We start from the raw sequence: 16,822 nt of genomic DNA, 5'->3' as shown, positions 1-16,822 counted from the left end.
TCGGGATAATGGAGCACGTGACTTCCCTCCCCACCGAGATCGCCGACCGTCTCAAGCGCACCCCCGACGGGCTGGTGCCGGCGGTGGTGCAGCAGCACGACACCGGAGAGGTGCTGATGCTCGCGTGGATGGACGACGAGGCGCTGCACCGCACCCTGACCACCGGCCGGGCGACCTACTGGAGCCGCTCGCGGGGCGAGTACTGGGTCAAGGGCGAGACCTCCGGCAACCCGCAGCTGGTCAAGGAGGTCCGGCTCGACTGCGACGGCGACACCCTGCTGGTCAAGGTCGACCAGGTCGGCGTCGCCTGCCACACCGGTGCCCGCACCTGCTTCGACGACGGACTGCTCAGTGGCTGAGGACGACGACGGCGCCCGCCGTACCTTCGGCCCGGTCGTCCTGCTCGGCCTCGCCGGCAGCGGCTTCGCCGCCGTCGCCGGCCACAAGGCCATGCTCGCGATCCCGGAGGCGACCCTGACCGCGGCCGGCGGCATCGCCCCGACGGTGCAGGAGCGCTCGGTCGAGTTCCCGCTCGCCGGTGCGCTGGCCCTGGTCGCGCTGGCCGCCTGGGGTGTCCTGCTCGTGACCCGCGGCATCGTGCGCCGCGGCGCGGCCCTGCTCGCGCTGCTCGCGGCCGCCGGCATCATCGTCGTGGTCGTGGTCGGCGGGTTCGTGCAGGACGACGACGCCGCGGCCGACCTCGCGACCCGCCTCGGGCTCAACCTCACCGCCATCGACGTCGAGCGCAGCAGCTGGCTGTGGATCGCGCTCGGCTGCGCCCTGGTCGCGCTCGTCGCGGCTGCTGCCGCCGTACGCCTGGTGCCGTCGTGGCCCGAGATGGGCAGCCGGTACGACGCTCCCACGGGCGCCGGCGCGGCCGGCGCGGCCGCCTCGACCGAGGACCCGGCGGACCAGTCGAACCTCGACCTGTGGAAGTCCCTCGACGAGGGTCACGACCCGACCGACAGCCCGACGGACGGCTGAACCCCTCCACCCCCTAGAATCACACCCGATCCACCCGAACGAGCGAGGAGTTCCCTCTCATGGCCGACAACCACGGCAACACCCCCGCGGCCTGGACCGCCGTCCTCGTCGCGCTCGTCGGCTTCGTCGTGGGAGCGATCGGCATGTCCGTCCACCCGCTGAACTGGACCCTCTTCTGGGTCGGTACCGTCGTCGTCGTCGCCGGTGGCGTCACCTTCCTGGTGATGGCCAAGATGGGCTTCCACGAGGCCGGTCACTGAACCTGGCCCCTGCCATGGTGGTCGCGGCGCAGCCGGCCCGCACCGACGCTCCGGCGCGGTGGCGCCGGATGGTGCCGCCGGTCGCGCTGGTCGGCGGCCTCGCCGCGGCGAGCCTCGCGCTCCACCTGCGCGACCCGCACGAGCAGGGCAGCTGGGGCCTGTGCCCGTTCGCGGCCGCGGGCTTCTCCTGCCCGGGCTGCGGCGGCCTGCGCGCGGTCAACGACCTCACCAACCTCCAGCTCGGCGCCGCCGCCTCGAGCAACCTGCTCTTCGTGCTGGTCGTCCCGTTCGTCGTCTACGCCGTCGCGCGCTGGACGCACGGCCGCTGGACGGGCCGCGCCTGGGCGGTCCCCGAGCGACGGGTGCTCGCGATGACCGGCCTGCTGCTGGCGGCGATGCTGGTGTTCGCCGTGGTGCGCAACACCGCCGCGGGGGCGTGGCTCGCCCCCTGACGGCGTGCTCCCGGCGTGCTCCGGACGCGCATCGGCGGGGCCAGGCTGCTGCCCGACCCCGCCGGGTGGTGCTCGTCGGCCGACGCCGGCCGGACGGTGATCAGCTCGTGCTGAAGCTGACCGTTCCGGCCACGGCGAAGAGGATGATGTAGGCGATGATCCCGACGATCATCAAGATCGTGGCGATCATGCCGCAGATCCGGCCCGCGTTGACGGTGCCCCGGTTGGTGTAGGCGCCCGGGTTCGCGTCGATCTCCTTGATCGCCTTGTTGCCCATGACCCACGCCGCGATTCCGACGGGGCCGCAGCAGACGAGGCCGAGGATGCCGAGGATCAGGATGGTCGTGCCCTGCGGGTGGTCGCCACCACCGACGGGGCCGCCGTATCCGTAGCCCCCACCGGGCGGCGGGGGCGGGGTGCCGTAGTTCGGCGGCTCGTTGTAGCTCACGATGAGGTCCCTTCTCAGGTGTGCAAGGTGTCGTGCGGCCCGACCGAGTTGCGGGCGGTGTGTGGAACCCTAACGGCCGCGTGCCACACTCGACACCACGCGTTGGTGTGTCGGTGCCGTCGGAGGTGTTCCCACGCCACGCTGTTTGAACCGGACCCACCACAGAAACGTCACGGAGGCGTCAGATGTCGGCCCCCCAGGCCTCCCAGCCCACGGTGCTGGACGGGATCGTCGCCGGAGTGCTCGAGGACCTCGCCGCCCGTCAGGCGGTGACCTCGGAGGCGGACCTGCGAGCCGCGCTCGCTGACGTGGACCCGCCGCGCGACCCGATGCCCCACTTCCGCGCCCCCGGCTCGAGCGTGATCGCCGAGGTGAAGCGCAAGAGCCCGAGCAAGGGCGCGCTCGCCGACATCCCCGACCCGGCAGCGCTCGCGAGCGAGTACGCCGCCGGTGGCGCGGGCGCGATCAGCGTGCTGACCGAGCAGCGCCGCTTCGGCGGCAGCCTCGCCGACCTGCGTGCGGTCCGCGCGACGGTCGACACCCCGCTGTTGCGCAAGGACTTCATCGTCACCGAGTACCAGCTCCTCGAGGCGCGCGCGGCGGGCGCCGACCTGGCGCTGCTGATGGTGGTCTCGCTGCCGGGCGAGCGGCTGCGCCGCCTGCACGACTTCGCCCGCGAGCTCGGTCTCACGGTGCTGATGGAGGTCCACGACGAGGAGGAGACCGCGCGCGCGGTCGAGGTCGGCGCCGAGCTGATCGGCGTCAACGCCCGCAACCTCAAGACGCTCGAGGTCGACCTCGACGTGTTCGGCCGGCTCGCGCCCCTCGTCCCGGACGACCGGGTCAAGGTCGCCGAGTCCGGCATCTTCGGGCCGCAGGACGTCGAGCGGTTCGTCGGCGAGGGCGCCAGCGTGGTGCTCGTCGGCGAGGCGCTCGTGAAGGACGGCGCACCGCGCCAGGCAGTCGCCGCGATGACAGGGATTGGTGCATGACCAAGACGGACTCGACGGACAACTACGGCGCCGACGCGTTCGGCTGGTTCGGGGGGACCGGCGCGTTCGGCGGCCGCTTCATGCCGGAGGCGCTGATGGCAGCGCTCGACGAGCTCGACGTGGCCTGGCGCGACGCGATGGCCGACCCCGCGTTCACCGGAGAGTTCGAGCGGCTCCTCACCGACTACGCCGGCGTCCCGAGCATGTTGTACGACGCCACCCGGCTCTCCGAGGTCGCCGGTGCCCGCATCCTGCTCAAGCGCGAGGACCTCAACCACACCGGCGCCCACAAGATCCGCAACGTGCTCGGCCAGGCGCTGCTCACCAAGCGGATGGGCAAGACCCGCGTGATCGCGGAGACCGGCGCCGGCCAGCACGGCGTCGCGTCGGCCACGGCCGCGGCCTACCTCGGTCTGGACTGCACGGTCTACATGGGCGAGGTCGACACCGAGCGGCAGGCCCTCAACGTGGCCCGGATGCAGCTGCTGGGCGCCGAGGTGATCCCGGTCCGGAGCGGCTCGCGCACGCTCAAGGACGCCATCAACGAGGCGTTGCGCGACTGGGTCGCCAGCGTCGACGAGACGGCGTACCTGTTCGGCACCGCCGCGGGTCCGCACCCGTTCCCGAGCCTGGTCCTCAGCTTCGTGCGGGGGATCGGCGACGAGGCGCGCCAGCAGTGCCTCGACCAGTACGGCGCGCTGCCCGACGCGGTCGCCGCCTGCGTGGGCGGCGGCTCGAACGCGATCGGCCTGTTCGCCGGCTTCGTCGACGACCCCGAGGTCGCGATCTACGGCTTCGAGGCCGGCGGTGACGGCGTCGAGACCGGCCGGCACGCCGCGACCATCTTCGCCGGCTCGATCGGTGTCCTCCACGGTGCGCGCACCTTCGTCCTGCAGGACGAGGACGGCCAGACCGTCGAGTCCCACTCGATCTCGGCCGGCCTGGACTACCCGGGCGTCGGGCCGCAGCACTCCGCGTTGTCGGCGGCCGGGCGGGCGACGTACCTGCCCGTCACCGACGCCGAGGCGATGGACGCGATGGCGCTGCTCGCCCGCACCGAGGGGATCATCCCGGCCATCGAGTCCGCGCACGCCGTCGCCGGCGCGCTGCGGGTCGCCAAGGAGCGCCCGGGCCAGACGATCCTGGTCAACCTGTCCGGTCGTGGCGACAAGGACATGGGCACCGCCATGGACTGGTTCCACCTGGGCGAGGCGGGGGAGAAGAAGTGAGCACCACCAGCACCGCGTTCGAGAAGGCGCGGGCCGAGGACCGGGCGGCGCTGGTCGGCTACCTGCCGGCCGGCTTCCCCGACGTCGAGGCCAGCATCGCCGCGCTGAGGACGATGGTCGCCGCCGGCTGCGACGTCATCGAGATCGGCCTGCCCTACAGCGACCCGGTCATGGACGGCCCGATCATCCAGGCCGCCGCCCAGCAGGCCCTCGACGCCGGCATCCGCACCACCGACGTGCTGCGGGTCGTCGAGGCGGTCGCCGCCACCGGAACGCCCACGCTCGTGATGACCTACTGGAACCCCGTCGAGCGGTACGGCGTCGAGCGGTTCGCGCAGGACCTCGTCGACGCCGGGGGAGCGGGCCTGATCACGCCCGACCTCACGCCCGACTACGCACCCGAGTGGATGGCCGCCGCCGACGCGCGCGACCTCGACAAGGTCTTCCTCGTCTCCCCGTCGTCGACCGACGAGCGGATCGCGCTGACCACCGCGGCCTCACGCGGCTTCGTCTACGCCACCGGCATCATGGGCGTCACCGGCACCAAGCAGGCCACCGCTGCGGGCGTCGCCCCGCTGATCGCCCGGACCAAGGCGACCACGGACCTCCCGGTCGGCGTCGGTGTCGGGGTCAGCTCCGGTGCGCAGGCAGCCGACCTGGCGTCGTACGCCGACGGGGTGATCGTCGGCTCCGCCTTCGTCCGCACCCTGCTCGACCACCCCGGCGACCGCGCCGCGGGCCTGGCGGCCCTCGCCGCCCTCACCGAGGAGCTCGCCGGGGGCGTCCGTGCGTAGGTTGCACCACGGGTTGACCGCCCTCGTCGTGCTGCTCGGCCTGGCCCTGTCCGCCTGCGGCAGCGAGCCCGACACGTTCACCGGGACCCGGCTGACGAACCCCTTCAAGGCTGCGGACGTCGAGCTCGCCGACACCAGCGGGGCGCCGTACTCGCTGGGGGCGGACACGAAGAAGCCCCTCACCCTGGTCTTCTTCGGCTACACGAGCTGCCCCGACTACTGCCCGATGGTCATGAACAACCTGGCGGCGGCGATCAACCGGCTCGACGCGGCGGACAAGAAGAAGGTCGACGTGGTCTTCGTGACCACCGACCCTGCTCGCGACGACGCGCAGACGCTGAGGACCTACCTCGACCGCTACAACAAGTCGTTCATCGGACTGACCGGCAGCATCGAGCAGGTCATCGAGGCGGGTGACTCGCTGCACGTGTACGTCAGCGACGGGAAGTTGCTCCCGACCGGCGGCTACGACCTCGGCGGCCACACGACCAGCACCCTCGCGGTCGACCCGCACCACCAGGCGGTGGCGCTGTGGAACCAGGAGACCTCCAGCGCGGAGTTCGCCGCGGACATCCACGCGCTGCTGACCGACGACTAGACACGTCCCGGACACGACCAGGAGTCGCCGTGCTTCCCGCCCTCATCGCTGCCACGATCCCCAGCCCGTCGCAGGGGGTGTGGCACATCGGGCCGTTCCCGCTGCGCGGCTACGCCCTGTGCATCATCCTCGGCATCGTCGTGGCGATCTGGATCGGCGAGAAGCGCTGGCAGGCCCGCGGCGGCACGCTCGGTGAGGTCCAGGACGTCGCGATCTGGGCGGTGCCGTTCGGCCTCGTCGGCGCCCGGCTCTACCACGTCGCCACCGACTGGGAGAAGTACTTCGGCTCCGGTGGCGAGCCGGTCAAGGCCCTCTACGTCTGGGAGGGCGGGCTCGGCATCTGGGGCGGGGTCGCGCTCGGCGCGCTCGGTGCCTGGATCGGAGCCCGCCGCCGCGGCATCAAGGTGCTGCCGCTGCTCGACGCGCTCGCTCCGGGCGTCCTGGTCGCCCAGGCGATCGGCCGTTGGGGCAACTGGTTCAACCAGGAGCTCTACGGCCGTCCCACCGACCTGCCCTGGGGCCTGGAGATCCAGGAGAAGCACTGGCAGTGCCTGGTCGACGGCGTGCAGACCAGCGGGATCGGCTGCGGTACCGCGATGGGTGGCCCGTACGCCGACGGCACGGTCTTCCACCCGACGTACCTCTACGAGTGCCTGTGGAACCTCGCCGCCTTCGCGGTCATCCTCTGGCTCGAGCGCCGCTACCGTCTCGGCCACGGCCGGGTGATGGCGGTCTACGTCATGGCCTACACCCTGGGCCGCGGCTGGATCGAGTACCTCCGCGTCGACAACGTCCAGCTCGAGAACGTGCTCGGCCTCCGGTTCAACGTGTGGACCTCGATCGTGCTGTTCGTCCTCGCCGCCGCCTACTTCGTGTGGGCCACGAAGAACCGGCCCGGCCGCGAGGAGCAGGTGTACGTCGACGGGCGCGGCCCCTCCGCCGACGAGCCCGACGCCGCGGCGGCCGCCGATGAAGAGCCGGCCGATGTGACCGGCGACGCATCCACGGACGAAAACGATTGAACACACGCAGTTGACATCCTGCTAACCTGAGGGCTCCGCCGCGTGGGCCAGTGCCGTCCCTTGCGCCCCACCTTCTGTTAGTCCTCCATCGGCCCGCGGGGTCGACCGGACGGACGCAGACGTAGTCGACGGGAGAACCCTGGTGCCCTATTCGCACGCGTTCCCGCCGCCCGAGGGTCTCTACGACCCGCGTCACGAGCGCGACGCCTGTGGTGTCGCCTTCGTCGCGACGCTGACCGGTGTGGCCAGTCACGACATCGTGACGAAGGCCCTGACGGCCCTGCGCAACCTCGACCACCGCGGTGCCGCGGGTGCCGAGGTCAACTCCGGCGACGGCGCCGGGATCCTGCTGCAGGTGCCCGACGCGTTCCTGCGCGCGGTCGCCGCTGACGCAGGCATCACGCTGCCGGTGGCCGGCACGTACGCCGTCGGCACGGCCTTCCTGCCCGGCGACGAGGGCCAGGTCGCCAAGACCCGGACCCGGATCGAGGAGATCGCTGCCGAGGAGGGCCTCGTCGTCCTCGGCTGGCGCGAGGTCCCGGTGAACCCGGAGATCCTCGGCACCATGGCGGTCAGCGTCATGCCGACGTTCGCCCAGCTGTTCGTCCAGGCGCCCGGCGGCGCGCTCAACGGCATGGACCTCGAGCGCCTCGCCTTCTGCCTGCGCAAGCGGGCCGAGCACGAGACCGAGGTCTACTTCCCGTCGCTGTCGTCGCGCACGCTCGCCTACAAGGGCATGCTGACGACCGACCAGCTCGACAACTTCTTCCCCGACCTGCGCGACGAGCGGATGGCCTCGGCCATCGGTGTCGTGCACTCGCGGTTCTCGACGAACACCTTCCCGAGCTGGCCGCTGTCGCACCCGTTCCGGTTCATCGCCCACAACGGCGAGATCAACACCGTGATGGGCAACCGCAACTGGATGCGTGCCCGTGAGGCGCTGCTGGCCTCCGACGCCATCCCCGGCGACCTGGACCGGCTGTTCCCGATCTGCACCCCGGGTGCGTCCGACTCCGCGTCCTTCGACGAGGTCCTCGAGCTCCTCCACATGGGTGGTCGCAGCCTGCCGCACGCGGTGCTGATGATGATCCCGGAGGCCTGGGAGAACCACACCGAGATGGAGCAGAAGCGGCGCGACTTCTACCGCTTCCACTCCGCCACCATGGAGCCGTGGGACGGCCCGGCGTGCGTCGTGTTCACCGACGGCACCCAGATCGGTGCGGTCCTCGACCGCAACGGCCTGCGCCCCTCCCGCTTCTGGGTCACCGACGACGGCCTCGTCGTCCTCGCCTCCGAGGTCGGCGTGCTCGACCTCGACCCGGCCTCCGTGGTCCGCAAGGGCCGCCTCCAGCCGGGCCGGATGTTCCTCGTCGACACCGAGGAGCACCGGATCATCGAGGACGAGGAGATCAAGGAGCAGCTCGCCTCGGAGCACCCGTACGGCGAGTGGCTGCACGGCGGGATCATCCACCTCGACGACATCCCCGAGCGTGAGCACATCGTGCACACCCACGCCTCGGTCACGCGTCGCCAGCAGATCTTCGGCTACACCGAGGAGGAGCTGCGGGTCATCCTCACGCCGATGGCCAACACCGGTGGTGAGGCGCTCGGCTCGATGGGCACCGACACGCCCATCGCGGCGCTGAGCGACAAGCCGCGGCTGCTCTTCGACTACTTCAGCCAGCTGTTCGCGCAGGTCACCAACCCGCCGCTGGACGCCATCCGCGAGGAGCTCGTCACCTCGCTCAACGGCACCATCGGTCCCGAGGCCAACCTGCTCGAGCCCGGCCCGGCGTCCTGCCGCCAGATCGTGGTCCCCTTCCCGGTCATCTCCAACGACGACCTGGTCAAGATCCGCCACATCAACCGCGACGGCGACCACCCCGGGTTCCAGACCCACGTGGCCCGTGGCCTGTACGACGTCAACGGCGGCGGCGCCGCGATGGCGGCACGGCTCGACGAGATCTGCCAGGAGGTGTCGGCCGCGATCGAGGCCGGCGCGCGGATCATCGTGCTGTCCGACCGGCACGCGACGGCCGACCTCGCGCCGATCCCGTCGCTGCTGCTCACCGGTGCGGTCCACCACCACCTGGTCCGGGAGAAGACCCGCACCCAGGTCGGCCTGCTCGTCGAGGCCGGCGACGTCCGCGAGGTGCACCACGTGGCGCTCCTCGTCGGCTACGGCGCGGCGGCGGTCAACCCGTACCTCGCCATGGAGAGCGTCGAGGACCTCGCCCGCGAGGGCTACTACGTCAAGGCCGAGCCGGAGCAGGCGGTCAAGAACCTCGTCAAGGCGCTCGGCAAGGGCGTCGTGAAGGTGATGTCGAAGATCGGCGTCAGCACCGTGGCGTCCTACACCGGAGCGCAGATCTTCGAGTGCATCGGCCTCTCGCAGGCGGTCGTCGACAAGTACTTCACCGGCACCACCTCCAAGCTGGGCGGCGTCGAGCTCGACGTCGTGGCCCAGGAGGTCGCCGCGCGGCACGCCAAGGCGTACCCGCCGGCCGGCATCGCGCCCGCGCACCGCGAGCTCGAGATCGGCGGCGAGTACCAGTGGCGTCGCGAGGGCGAGCCGCACCTCTTCAACCCGGAGACGGTGTTCCGCCTGCAGCACTCCACGCGGACCGGTCGCTACGACATCTTCAAGCAGTACACGCAGGCCGTCGACGACCAGTCCGAGAAGCTGATGACGCTGCGCGGGCTGTTCAAGTTCAAGGACGCCGGCGCGTTCGGCCGCAGCCCGATCCCGATCGACGAGGTCGAGCCCGTGGCCGACATCGTCAAGCGGTTCTCGACCGGCGCCATGTCCTACGGCTCGATCTCGCGCGAGGCGCACGAGACCCTGGCCATCGCCATGAACCGGCTGGGCGCCAAGTCCAACACCGGCGAGGGCGGCGAGGACTCCGAGCGTCTCCACGACCCCGAGCGCCGCAGCTCGATCAAGCAGGTCGCCTCCGGTCGCTTCGGCGTCACCTCGGAGTACCTCACCAACGCCGACGACATCCAGATCAAGATGGCGCAGGGCGCCAAGCCCGGTGAGGGCGGTCAGCTGCCCGGCAACAAGGTCTACCCGTGGGTGGCCAAGACCCGGCACTCCACCCCGGGCGTGGGCCTGATCAGCCCGCCGCCGCACCACGACATCTACTCGATCGAGGACCTGGCTCAGCTGATCCACGACCTCAAGAACGCCAACCCCTCGGCCCGCGTCCACGTGAAGCTGGTCTCCGAGGTCGGCGTCGGCACGGTCGCGGCGGGTGTCTCGAAGGCGCACGCGGACGTCGTCCTGATCTCCGGTCACGACGGCGGCACGGGCGCGTCCCCGCTGACCTCGCTCAAGCACGCGGGCGGTCCCTGGGAGCTCGGCCTCGCCGAGACCCAGCAGACCCTGCTGCTCAACGGCCTGCGCGACCGGATCGTCGTGCAGACCGACGGCCAGCTCAAGACCGGTCGTGACGTGGTCATCGCCGCGCTGCTCGGTGCGGAGGAGTTCGGCTTCGCGACCGCCCCGCTGGTGGTCTCGGGCTGCATCCTGATGCGGGTCTGCCACCTCGACACCTGCCCGGTGGGCGTGGCGACGCAGAACCCGGCGCTGCGCGAGCGGTTCAGCGGCAAGGCCGAGTACGTCGTCAACTTCTTCGAGTTCATCGCCGAGGAGGTCCGCGAGCTGCTCGCGCAGCTGGGCTTCCGGTCGATCGAGGAGGCCATCGGCCAGGTCGAGGTCCTCGACACGGTCGAGGCCGAGCGGCACTGGAAGGCGAAGGGCCTCGACCTGGCGCCGATCCTGCACAAGGTCGAGATCGCCGAGACGCACTTCCCCGACCAGGACCTCCGCAACACCGGTGGTCAGGAGCACGGCCTGGAGAAGTCGCTCGACGTCACCGAGATCCTGCCCCTGGCGGCGCCGGCGATCGAGAGCGGCGAGCCGGTCCGGGCGCAGCTCGCGATCCGCAACGTCAACCGCACCGTCGGCACGATCCTCGGCCACGAGGTCACCAAGAAGTACGGCGGCGCGGGCCTGCCCGACGGCACGATCGACCTGACGTTCGTCGGCTCGGCCGGCCAGTCCTTCGGCGCGTTCGTGCCCCGCGGCATCACGCTGCGGCTCGAGGGCGACGCCAACGACTACGTCGGCAAGGGCCTCTCGGGCGGCCGGATCGCGATCCGCCCCGACCGGAGCGCGACGTTCCGGGCCGAGGAGCACATCATCGCCGGCAACACCATCGCCTACGGCGCGACCTCGGGTGAGATCTTCATCCGCGGCGGCGTCGGCGAGCGGTGCTGCGTGCGCAACTCGGGCGCGACCATCGTGACCGAGGGCGTGGGCGACCACGGCTGCGAGTACATGACGGGTGGACGCGTGGTCGTCCTCGGCAAGACCGGGCGCAACTTCGCGGCCGGCATGTCGGGCGGCATCGCGTGGGTCCTCGACCTGAAGGACTTCCGCGTCAACCCCGAGCTCGTCGACCTGCGTCCCGTCTCCGAGGCGTACGCCGCGGAGCTCGAGCAGATCGTCCGTACGCACTTCGAGGAGACCGGTTCCACGGTCGCCGAGGCGCTGCTGGCCGACTGGGAGGCCGCACTGCCGCGGTTCACCGAGGTCATGCCGCGCGACTACGCGAAGGTCCTGGCGGTCCAGGCCGAGGCCGAGGCCGAGGGCCTCGACGCCGACGCGTCCGCCGCACGAGTGATGGAGGTGCTCCATGGCTGACCCGAAGGGCTTCTTGAAGAACACCCGCGAGGTGGCCGAGCGTCGCCCGGTCGAGGAGCGGGTCCACGACTGGAACGAGGTCTACCCGGGCGGGATCGGTCGCGCGCTGCTGCCGATCATCAACGTCCAGGCCAGCCGCTGCATGGACTGCGGGATCCCGTTCTGCCACTCCGGCTGCCCGCTGGGCAACATCATCCCGGAGTGGAACGACCTGGTCTGGCGCGACGACTGGGACGGTGCCATCGAGCGCCTGCACGCGACCAACAACTTCCCGGAGTTCACCGGTCGCCTCTGCCCGGCTCCCTGCGAGACGGCGTGCGTGCTCGGCATCAACCAGCCGGCGGTCACGATCAAGAACATCGAGGTCTCGATCATCGACCGGGCCTACGAGTCGGGCTTCGTGCGGCCGCAGCCGCCCGAGTGGCTGACCGGCAAGACCGTCGCCGTCATCGGCTCCGGTCCCGCCGGGCTGGCCGCCGCCCAGCAGCTCACCCGGGCCGGCCACACCGTGGCCGTCTACGAGCGGGCCGACCAGCCCGGTGGCCTGCTGCGCTACGGCATCCCCGAGTTCAAGATGGAGAAGAAGCACCTCGAGCGCCGGCTCGACCAGATGCGCCGCGAGGGCACGGTCTTCCGCTCCGGCGTCGAGGTCGGCACCGGCAAGCTCACCGGTGACGCGCTCAAGGACCGGTTCGACGCCGTCGTCCTGGCCGTCGGCTCCACGGTCCCGCGCGACCTGCCGGTCCCGGGCCGCGAGCTCAAGGGCATCCACCAGGCGATGGAGTTCCTCCCGCAGGCCAACCGCGTCGCGCTGGGGGAGACGGTCGAGGACCAGATCCGCGCCGACGGCAAGCACGTCGTCATCATCGGTGGCGGCGACACGGGCGCCGACTGCCTCGGCACCTCCATCCGCCAGGGGGCGGCCTCGATCACCCAGCTCGAGATCATGCCCCAGCCGACGGAGGACCGTCCGAACGGGCAGCCGTGGCCGACGTACCCGATGATCTACCGGGTCTCCTCCGCGCACGAGGAGGGTGGCGAGCGCGTGTACGCCGTGTCCACCCAGGAGTTCCTCGGTGACGAGGACGGCAACGTCCGGGCGCTGCGCCTGGTCGAGGTCTCCTTCGAGGCCGGCAGGCTGGTCGAGCACGAGGGCACCGAGCGGGAGATCCCGGCCGACCTGGTCCTGTTCGCGATGGGCTTCCTCGGCCCGGAGCAGGGCGGCCTGGTCGAGCAGCTCGGCCTGGAGCTCGACGAGCGCGGCAACATCAAGCGCGACGACAGCTACGCCACCAACGTCGACGGCGTGTTCGTCGCCGGGGACGCCGGTCGTGGCCAGTCGCTCATCGTGTGGGCGATCGCCGAGGGCCGTGCGGCCGCCGCCGGTGTGGACACCTTCCTCACCGGCAGCACGCAGCTGCCCGCGCCGATCCCGCCGACCGCGCGTCCGCTGGTCGTCTGACGCCCCACGACCCGGCTCGTCCCGAAAGCCTCGGGACGAGCCGGGTCCGCATTTTTCACGTTCCAACCGACCGATAGGCTGGGCTCGTGCGGAGAGCCAAGATCGTGTGCACCCTGGGTCCGGCCACCAGCTCGGAGCGGAGGATCCGCGAGCTCGTGTACGCCGGCATGGACGTCGCCCGCCTCAACATGAGCCACGGCAGCCACGAGCAGCACGCCGAGGCCTACCGCCTGGTCCGCGAGGCGTCGGACGCGTCCGGTCACGGCGTCGGCATCCTCGCCGACCTGCAGGGCCCGAAGATCCGCCTCGAGCGCTTCGCCGACGGTCCCGTCCAGCTCCACCGGGGGCAGCGCTGGACCATCACCACGCGCGACGTCGAGGGGAACGCCGAGATCTGCGGCACGACGTACAAGGGGCTCCCGGGTGACGTCGCCCCCGGTGACCCGCTGCTCATCGACGACGGCAAGGTCCGCCTGCGCGTCGTCGAGGTCGTCGACGGCACCGACGTGGTCACCGAGGTCCTGGTCGCCGGCAAGGTCAGCAACAACAAGGGCATCAACCTGCCCGGCGTCGCGGTGTCGGTGCCCGCGCTGTCGGACAAGGACACCGAGGACCTGCGCTTCGCGCTGCGTCTCGGCGTCGACTTCATCGCCCTCAGCTTCGTGCGCAGCGCGGCCGACGCCGAGGACGTGCGGGCCATCATGCGCGAGGAGGGGGTCGTCGTCCCCGTCATCGCCAAGATCGAGAAGCCGCAGGCGATCGAGAACCTCGACGAGGTCGTCGACGCCTTCGACGCGTTCATGGTCGCCCGTGGTGACCTCGGCGTGGAGTGCCCGCTGGAGGAGGTGCCCTTCTTGCAGAAGAAGATCATCGTCGCCGCGCGCCGCAACGCGAAGCCGGTCATCGTCGCGACCCAGATGCTGGAGTCGATGGTCACCAACCCCGCGCCGACGCGCGCGGAGGCCAGCGACGTCGCCAACGCCGTGCTCGACGGCGCGGACGCCGTGATGCTCTCCGGCGAGACCAGCGTGGGGGAGCACCCCGTGCACACGGTCGAGACGATGGCCCGGATCATCACCGCCACCGAGGAGCACGCGCTCGTCGACGAGAGCTTCAGCCGGTTCGGCCGCATCGAGTGGGACCCCCACACCACCTCCGGCGTCATCACCAAGGCCGCCGAGGAGGTCGCCCAGCGGGTCGGCGCCAAGTACGTCGTCGCCTTCACCCAGTCCGGCGACTCCGCCCGCCGCCTGGCCCGGCTGCGCAGCTCGATCCCCGTGCTCGCCTTCACTCCCGAGGCCCGCGCCCGGTCCCAGCTCGCGGTCAGCTGGGGCATCGAGGCGTTCAAGACCTCGACCGTCGAGCACACCGACGAGATGGTGCGCCAGGTCGACGAGGAGCTGCTCAAGATCGGCCGGGTCAAGGAGGGCGACCGCGTCGTCATCGTCGCGGGCAGCCCCCCGGGCATCCCCGGCTCGACCAACGCGCTGCGCGTGCACCGGATGGGCGACGCGATCAACGAGGTCGCGCCGGCCTACCGACGCAGCCGCTGAGCCTCACGTCTTCAGCCCGATCAGCGCGTCCAGCCGGGCCACCGCGTCGCGGCGGGACACGCTGATCACCCGGGTGCTGGACTGCCGCCAGGGGATGTCGGCGAGGTCGAGCGCCCACACAACTCTCCGCCTGAGGTGCCGAGTGTGGGACTCGAACCCACATGCCCTTTCGGACAACGCTTTTTGAGAGCGCCGCGTATACCGATTCCGCCAACCCGGCCGGGTCAGGAGAAACCGTAGCCGAGACACTCCTCCGGCCCCGCACCGGCCGGCCCGATAGCCTGACCCCGTGACCGAGACCGCCCCGAACGAGCAGCCGCAGCCCCGCACCGTGGTCATCGCCGAGGACGAGACCCTGATCCGGATGGACCTCGCCGAGATGCTGGCCGAGGAGGGGTACGACGTCGTGGGTCAGGCCGGCGACGGCCAGAAGGCGATCGAGCTCGCCGAGGAGCTGCGCCCCGACCTGGTCATCCTCGACGTCAAGATGCCGGTGCTCGACGGGATCGCGGCGGCCGAGGCCATCGCGGGGCAGCGGATCGCGCCGGTGGTCATGCTGACGGCGTTCTCGCAGCGCGACCTGGTGGAGCGGGCGCGGGAGGCCGGCGCGATGTCGTACCTCGTCAAGCCGTTCTCGCAGTCCGACCTGGTGCCGGCGATCGAGATGGCGGTGAGCCGGTTCGCGGAGATCCGCCAGCTCGAGAACGAGGTCAGCGACCTCACCGAGCGGCTCGAGACCCGCAAGGCGGTCGACCGGGCCAAGGGCATCTTGCAGGAGCAGCTCTCGCTCTCGGAGTCCGAGGCGTTCCGGTGGATCCAGAAGACGGCCATGGACCTGCGCATGTCGATGCGCGAGGTGGCCGACGGCGTGGTCACCCACGGCGTGCCGGGCACGCCCGCCCCGTAAATCGTCCGACGTTCGGGTCGTCCAGGTAACAGATTCGTCATGATTTGTGACCTGGGCCACCGAGTTGCTTCCGCCGGCCCCTGCGCCGGTGTAGGTTCCCGCGGCAGGACAACTCCGGGGTGGGCACGACGCCGTCCCCGGCCGATGAGGAAGCGGGAGAAGTCTCTTGAGGCGAAACAAGGTATTCGGTGTCGGTGCTGCGGTGCTGGCCCTCAGCCTGACCGTCACGGCCTGTGGGTCCGATGACAGCAAGGACGGCGACAAGGGCGCCAAGGGTGGCGGCGACCTCTGCGGCAAGAACATCGCGTTCCTCGGCGCCCTGACGGGCGACGCGGCTGCTCTCGGCCAGAACATGCTCGGCGGCGTGAAGCTCGCGCTCGATGAGTACAACAAGGCGAACGCCGACTGCAAGATCGGCGTCAAGGAGTTCGACTCCCAGGGTGACCCGAAGGTCGCCCCCGGCCTCGCCACCCAGATCATCAACGACGACTCGATCTTCGGTCTCGTCGGCCCCGGCTTCTCCGGCGAGTCGCTCGCGACCGGCAAGACCTTCTACGAGGCCGGCCTGCCGTCGATCTCGGCGTCGGCCACCAACGTGACCATCACCCAGCAGAAGTGGATCACCTGGCACCGCGTCATCGGCAACGACGAGGCGCAGGGCAAGGCGGACGCCAAGTACCTGACCGAGACCGCCGGCGCCACCAAGGTGTTCGTCGTCGACGACGGCCAGGACTACAGCAAGGGCCTGGCGGGCTACGTCAAGGAGGGCCTCGGCAGCGCCAAGGTCGGCGAGGACCAGATCACCGTCGGTCAGACCGACATGTCCGCGGTCGTCACCCAGATCAAGGCGTCGGGTGCCGACGCGGTCTTCTACGGCGGCTACTACGCCGAGGGCGGTCTGCTGGTCAAGCAGCTGCGCCAGGGCGGCTTCACCGGCACCTTCATGTCGGGTGACGGCTCCGAGGACCCGGCCTTCGTGAAGGCGGCGGGCGCCGACGCGGCCGAGGGCGCTGTCCTCTCCGCTCCGGCTGCTCCGGCTCCGGCGGACTTCAACGACAAGTACAAGGCCGTCGTCGGCGCCGACGCGGGCCTCTACTCCACGCAGGCCTACGACGCGGCGAACATCTTCCTCGCCGCGGTCAAGGACGGCGCGTCGTCGGCGGAGGAGGTCAACAACTTCATCGGCAAGTACGACGGTGAGGGTGCCAGCGGTCCGATCTCGTTCGACGACAAGGGCGACATCACCTCCTCGACGATCTACGCGTACTTCGTCAAGGGCGGCAAGCTCGACCTCGAGAACCCCGAGGCGATCAAGTGATCGTCCGCGGGTGACCACGCGCGTCATCCGCTGAGCTGCGGCCGGGGGGCCACCGCCCCCCGGCCGCAGTCGAGTCAAGACCGGCGACTGGGGGG

At 70.9% G+C, this 16,822-nt stretch carries 15 protein-coding genes and 1 tRNA gene; 14 read left to right on the top strand and 2 right to left on the bottom strand.

Translation table 11 applies throughout. The features are described 5' to 3' along the window. The first annotated feature begins 8 nt into the window (after positions 1 to 8). The 4 genes from hisI to BJ958_RS08765 are packed head-to-tail and all read left to right on the top strand — an operon-like array spanning position 9 to position 1,696. Positions 9 to 359: a phosphoribosyl-AMP cyclohydrolase gene (hisI, locus tag BJ958_RS08780; protein ID WP_179726486.1), complete on the top strand. Its 351-nt coding sequence runs from the start codon at positions 9 to 11 to the stop codon at positions 357 to 359. Further along, positions 352 to 984: a Trp biosynthesis-associated membrane protein gene (locus BJ958_RS08775; protein WP_179726485.1), complete on the top strand. Its 633-nt coding sequence runs from the start codon at positions 352 to 354 to the stop codon at positions 982 to 984. Before hisI ends, BJ958_RS08775 begins: the two co-directional genes overlap by 8 nt. A 59-nt stretch (positions 985 to 1,043) precedes the next feature. Next, positions 1,044 to 1,244 carry an HGxxPAAW family protein gene (locus BJ958_RS08770; protein ID WP_179726484.1) on the top strand — a complete coding sequence of 67 codons (201 nt, stop codon included), beginning with the start codon at positions 1,044 to 1,046 and terminating at the stop codon, positions 1,242 to 1,244. Positions 1,245 to 1,258: 14 nt separating this feature from the next. Next, positions 1,259 to 1,696 (top strand): DUF2752 domain-containing protein, encoded by a 438-nt coding sequence (locus BJ958_RS08765; RefSeq protein WP_179726483.1) that lies wholly within the window; start codon positions 1,259 to 1,261, stop codon positions 1,694 to 1,696. 100 nt (positions 1,697 to 1,796) lie between these two features. On the opposite strand, the gene BJ958_RS08760 is transcribed toward BJ958_RS08765, so the two are convergent. After that, positions 1,797 to 2,144 (bottom strand): DUF4190 domain-containing protein, encoded by a 348-nt coding sequence (locus tag BJ958_RS08760; RefSeq protein WP_179726482.1) that lies wholly within the window; start codon positions 2,142 to 2,144, stop codon positions 1,797 to 1,799. Between the two features lie 185 nt (positions 2,145 to 2,329). Between BJ958_RS08760 and trpC the strand changes: the two genes are divergently transcribed. From trpC to pyk, 8 genes are all read left to right on the top strand, one after another. Continuing rightward, on the top strand, positions 2,330 to 3,136 hold the full coding sequence (gene trpC / locus BJ958_RS08755; protein ID WP_179726481.1) for an indole-3-glycerol phosphate synthase TrpC: 807 nt from the start codon (positions 2,330 to 2,332) through the stop codon (positions 3,134 to 3,136). Next, entirely contained in the window at positions 3,133 to 4,365 is a 1,233-nt protein-coding gene (gene trpB / locus BJ958_RS08750) for a tryptophan synthase subunit beta (protein WP_179726480.1), read from the top strand. The genes trpC and trpB overlap by 4 nt, the downstream gene beginning before the upstream one ends. After that, the gene (gene trpA, locus BJ958_RS08745) at positions 4,362 to 5,159 is read left to right on the top strand and encodes a tryptophan synthase subunit alpha (RefSeq protein ID WP_179726479.1); all 798 of its coding nucleotides are present in this window, start codon (positions 4,362 to 4,364) and stop codon (positions 5,157 to 5,159) included. The genes trpB and trpA overlap by 4 nt, the downstream gene beginning before the upstream one ends. A 13-nt stretch (positions 5,160 to 5,172) precedes the next feature. After that, a complete protein-coding gene (locus BJ958_RS08740; RefSeq protein ID WP_246319023.1) occupies positions 5,173 to 5,757 on the top strand; it encodes an SCO family protein in 585 nt (194 codons plus the stop codon). A gap of 29 nt (positions 5,758 to 5,786) precedes the next feature. Further along, positions 5,787 to 6,779 (top strand): prolipoprotein diacylglyceryl transferase, encoded by a 993-nt coding sequence (gene lgt / locus BJ958_RS08735; RefSeq protein WP_179726477.1) that lies wholly within the window; start codon positions 5,787 to 5,789, stop codon positions 6,777 to 6,779. Between the two features lie 142 nt (positions 6,780 to 6,921). Then, positions 6,922 to 11,487, top strand: coding sequence for a glutamate synthase large subunit (gltB, locus tag BJ958_RS08730; RefSeq protein ID WP_179726476.1), 4,566 nt, complete (start codon positions 6,922 to 6,924; stop codon positions 11,485 to 11,487). After that, positions 11,480 to 12,949 carry a glutamate synthase subunit beta gene (locus tag BJ958_RS08725; RefSeq protein ID WP_179726475.1) on the top strand — a complete coding sequence of 490 codons (1,470 nt, stop codon included), beginning with the start codon at positions 11,480 to 11,482 and terminating at the stop codon, positions 12,947 to 12,949. Before gltB ends, BJ958_RS08725 begins: the two co-directional genes overlap by 8 nt. Positions 12,950 to 13,035: 86 nt before the next feature. Further along, positions 13,036 to 14,502 carry a pyruvate kinase gene (gene pyk, locus BJ958_RS08720; RefSeq protein WP_179726474.1) on the top strand — a complete coding sequence of 489 codons (1,467 nt, stop codon included), beginning with the start codon at positions 13,036 to 13,038 and terminating at the stop codon, positions 14,500 to 14,502. A 136-nt stretch (positions 14,503 to 14,638) separates the two neighbouring features. Here the strand turns inward: pyk and BJ958_RS08715 are convergent. Continuing rightward, positions 14,639 to 14,722: transfer RNA gene (locus BJ958_RS08715), tRNA-Leu, on the bottom strand. A 69-nt stretch (positions 14,723 to 14,791) separates the two neighbouring features. On the opposite strand from BJ958_RS08715, the gene BJ958_RS08710 reads away from it, so the two are divergent. After that, positions 14,792 to 15,409, top strand: a complete 618-nt coding sequence (locus tag BJ958_RS08710; protein ID WP_179726473.1) for a response regulator — start codon at positions 14,792 to 14,794, stop codon at positions 15,407 to 15,409. Between the two features lie 202 nt (positions 15,410 to 15,611). Further along, on the top strand, positions 15,612 to 16,727 hold the full coding sequence (locus BJ958_RS08705; protein WP_179726472.1) for an ABC transporter substrate-binding protein: 1,116 nt from the start codon (positions 15,612 to 15,614) through the stop codon (positions 16,725 to 16,727). Positions 16,728 to 16,822 lie beyond the last annotated feature (95 nt).

It is taken from the genome of Nocardioides kongjuensis (assembly GCF_013409625.1).
Taxonomy (GTDB): domain Bacteria; phylum Actinomycetota; class Actinomycetes; order Propionibacteriales; family Nocardioidaceae; genus Nocardioides; species Nocardioides kongjuensis.
This window is presented reverse-complemented; position numbering and strand designations above follow the sequence as displayed.

Coding starts and splice junctions, on each gene's coding strand:
- BJ958_RS08770 (WP_179726484.1), top strand. CDS start 1,044: ATGGCCGACAACCACGGCAACACCCCCGCGGCCTGGACCGCCGTCCTC.
- trpB (WP_179726480.1), top strand. CDS start 3,133: ATGACCAAGACGGACTCGACGGACAACTACGGCGCCGACGCGTTCGGC.
- hisI (WP_179726486.1), top strand. CDS start 9: ATGGAGCACGTGACTTCCCTCCCCACCGAGATCGCCGACCGTCTCAAG.
- trpC (WP_179726481.1), top strand. CDS start 2,330: ATGTCGGCCCCCCAGGCCTCCCAGCCCACGGTGCTGGACGGGATCGTC.
- BJ958_RS08765 (WP_179726483.1), top strand. CDS start 1,259: ATGGTGGTCGCGGCGCAGCCGGCCCGCACCGACGCTCCGGCGCGGTGG.
- BJ958_RS08725 (WP_179726475.1), top strand. CDS start 11,480: ATGGCTGACCCGAAGGGCTTCTTGAAGAACACCCGCGAGGTGGCCGAG.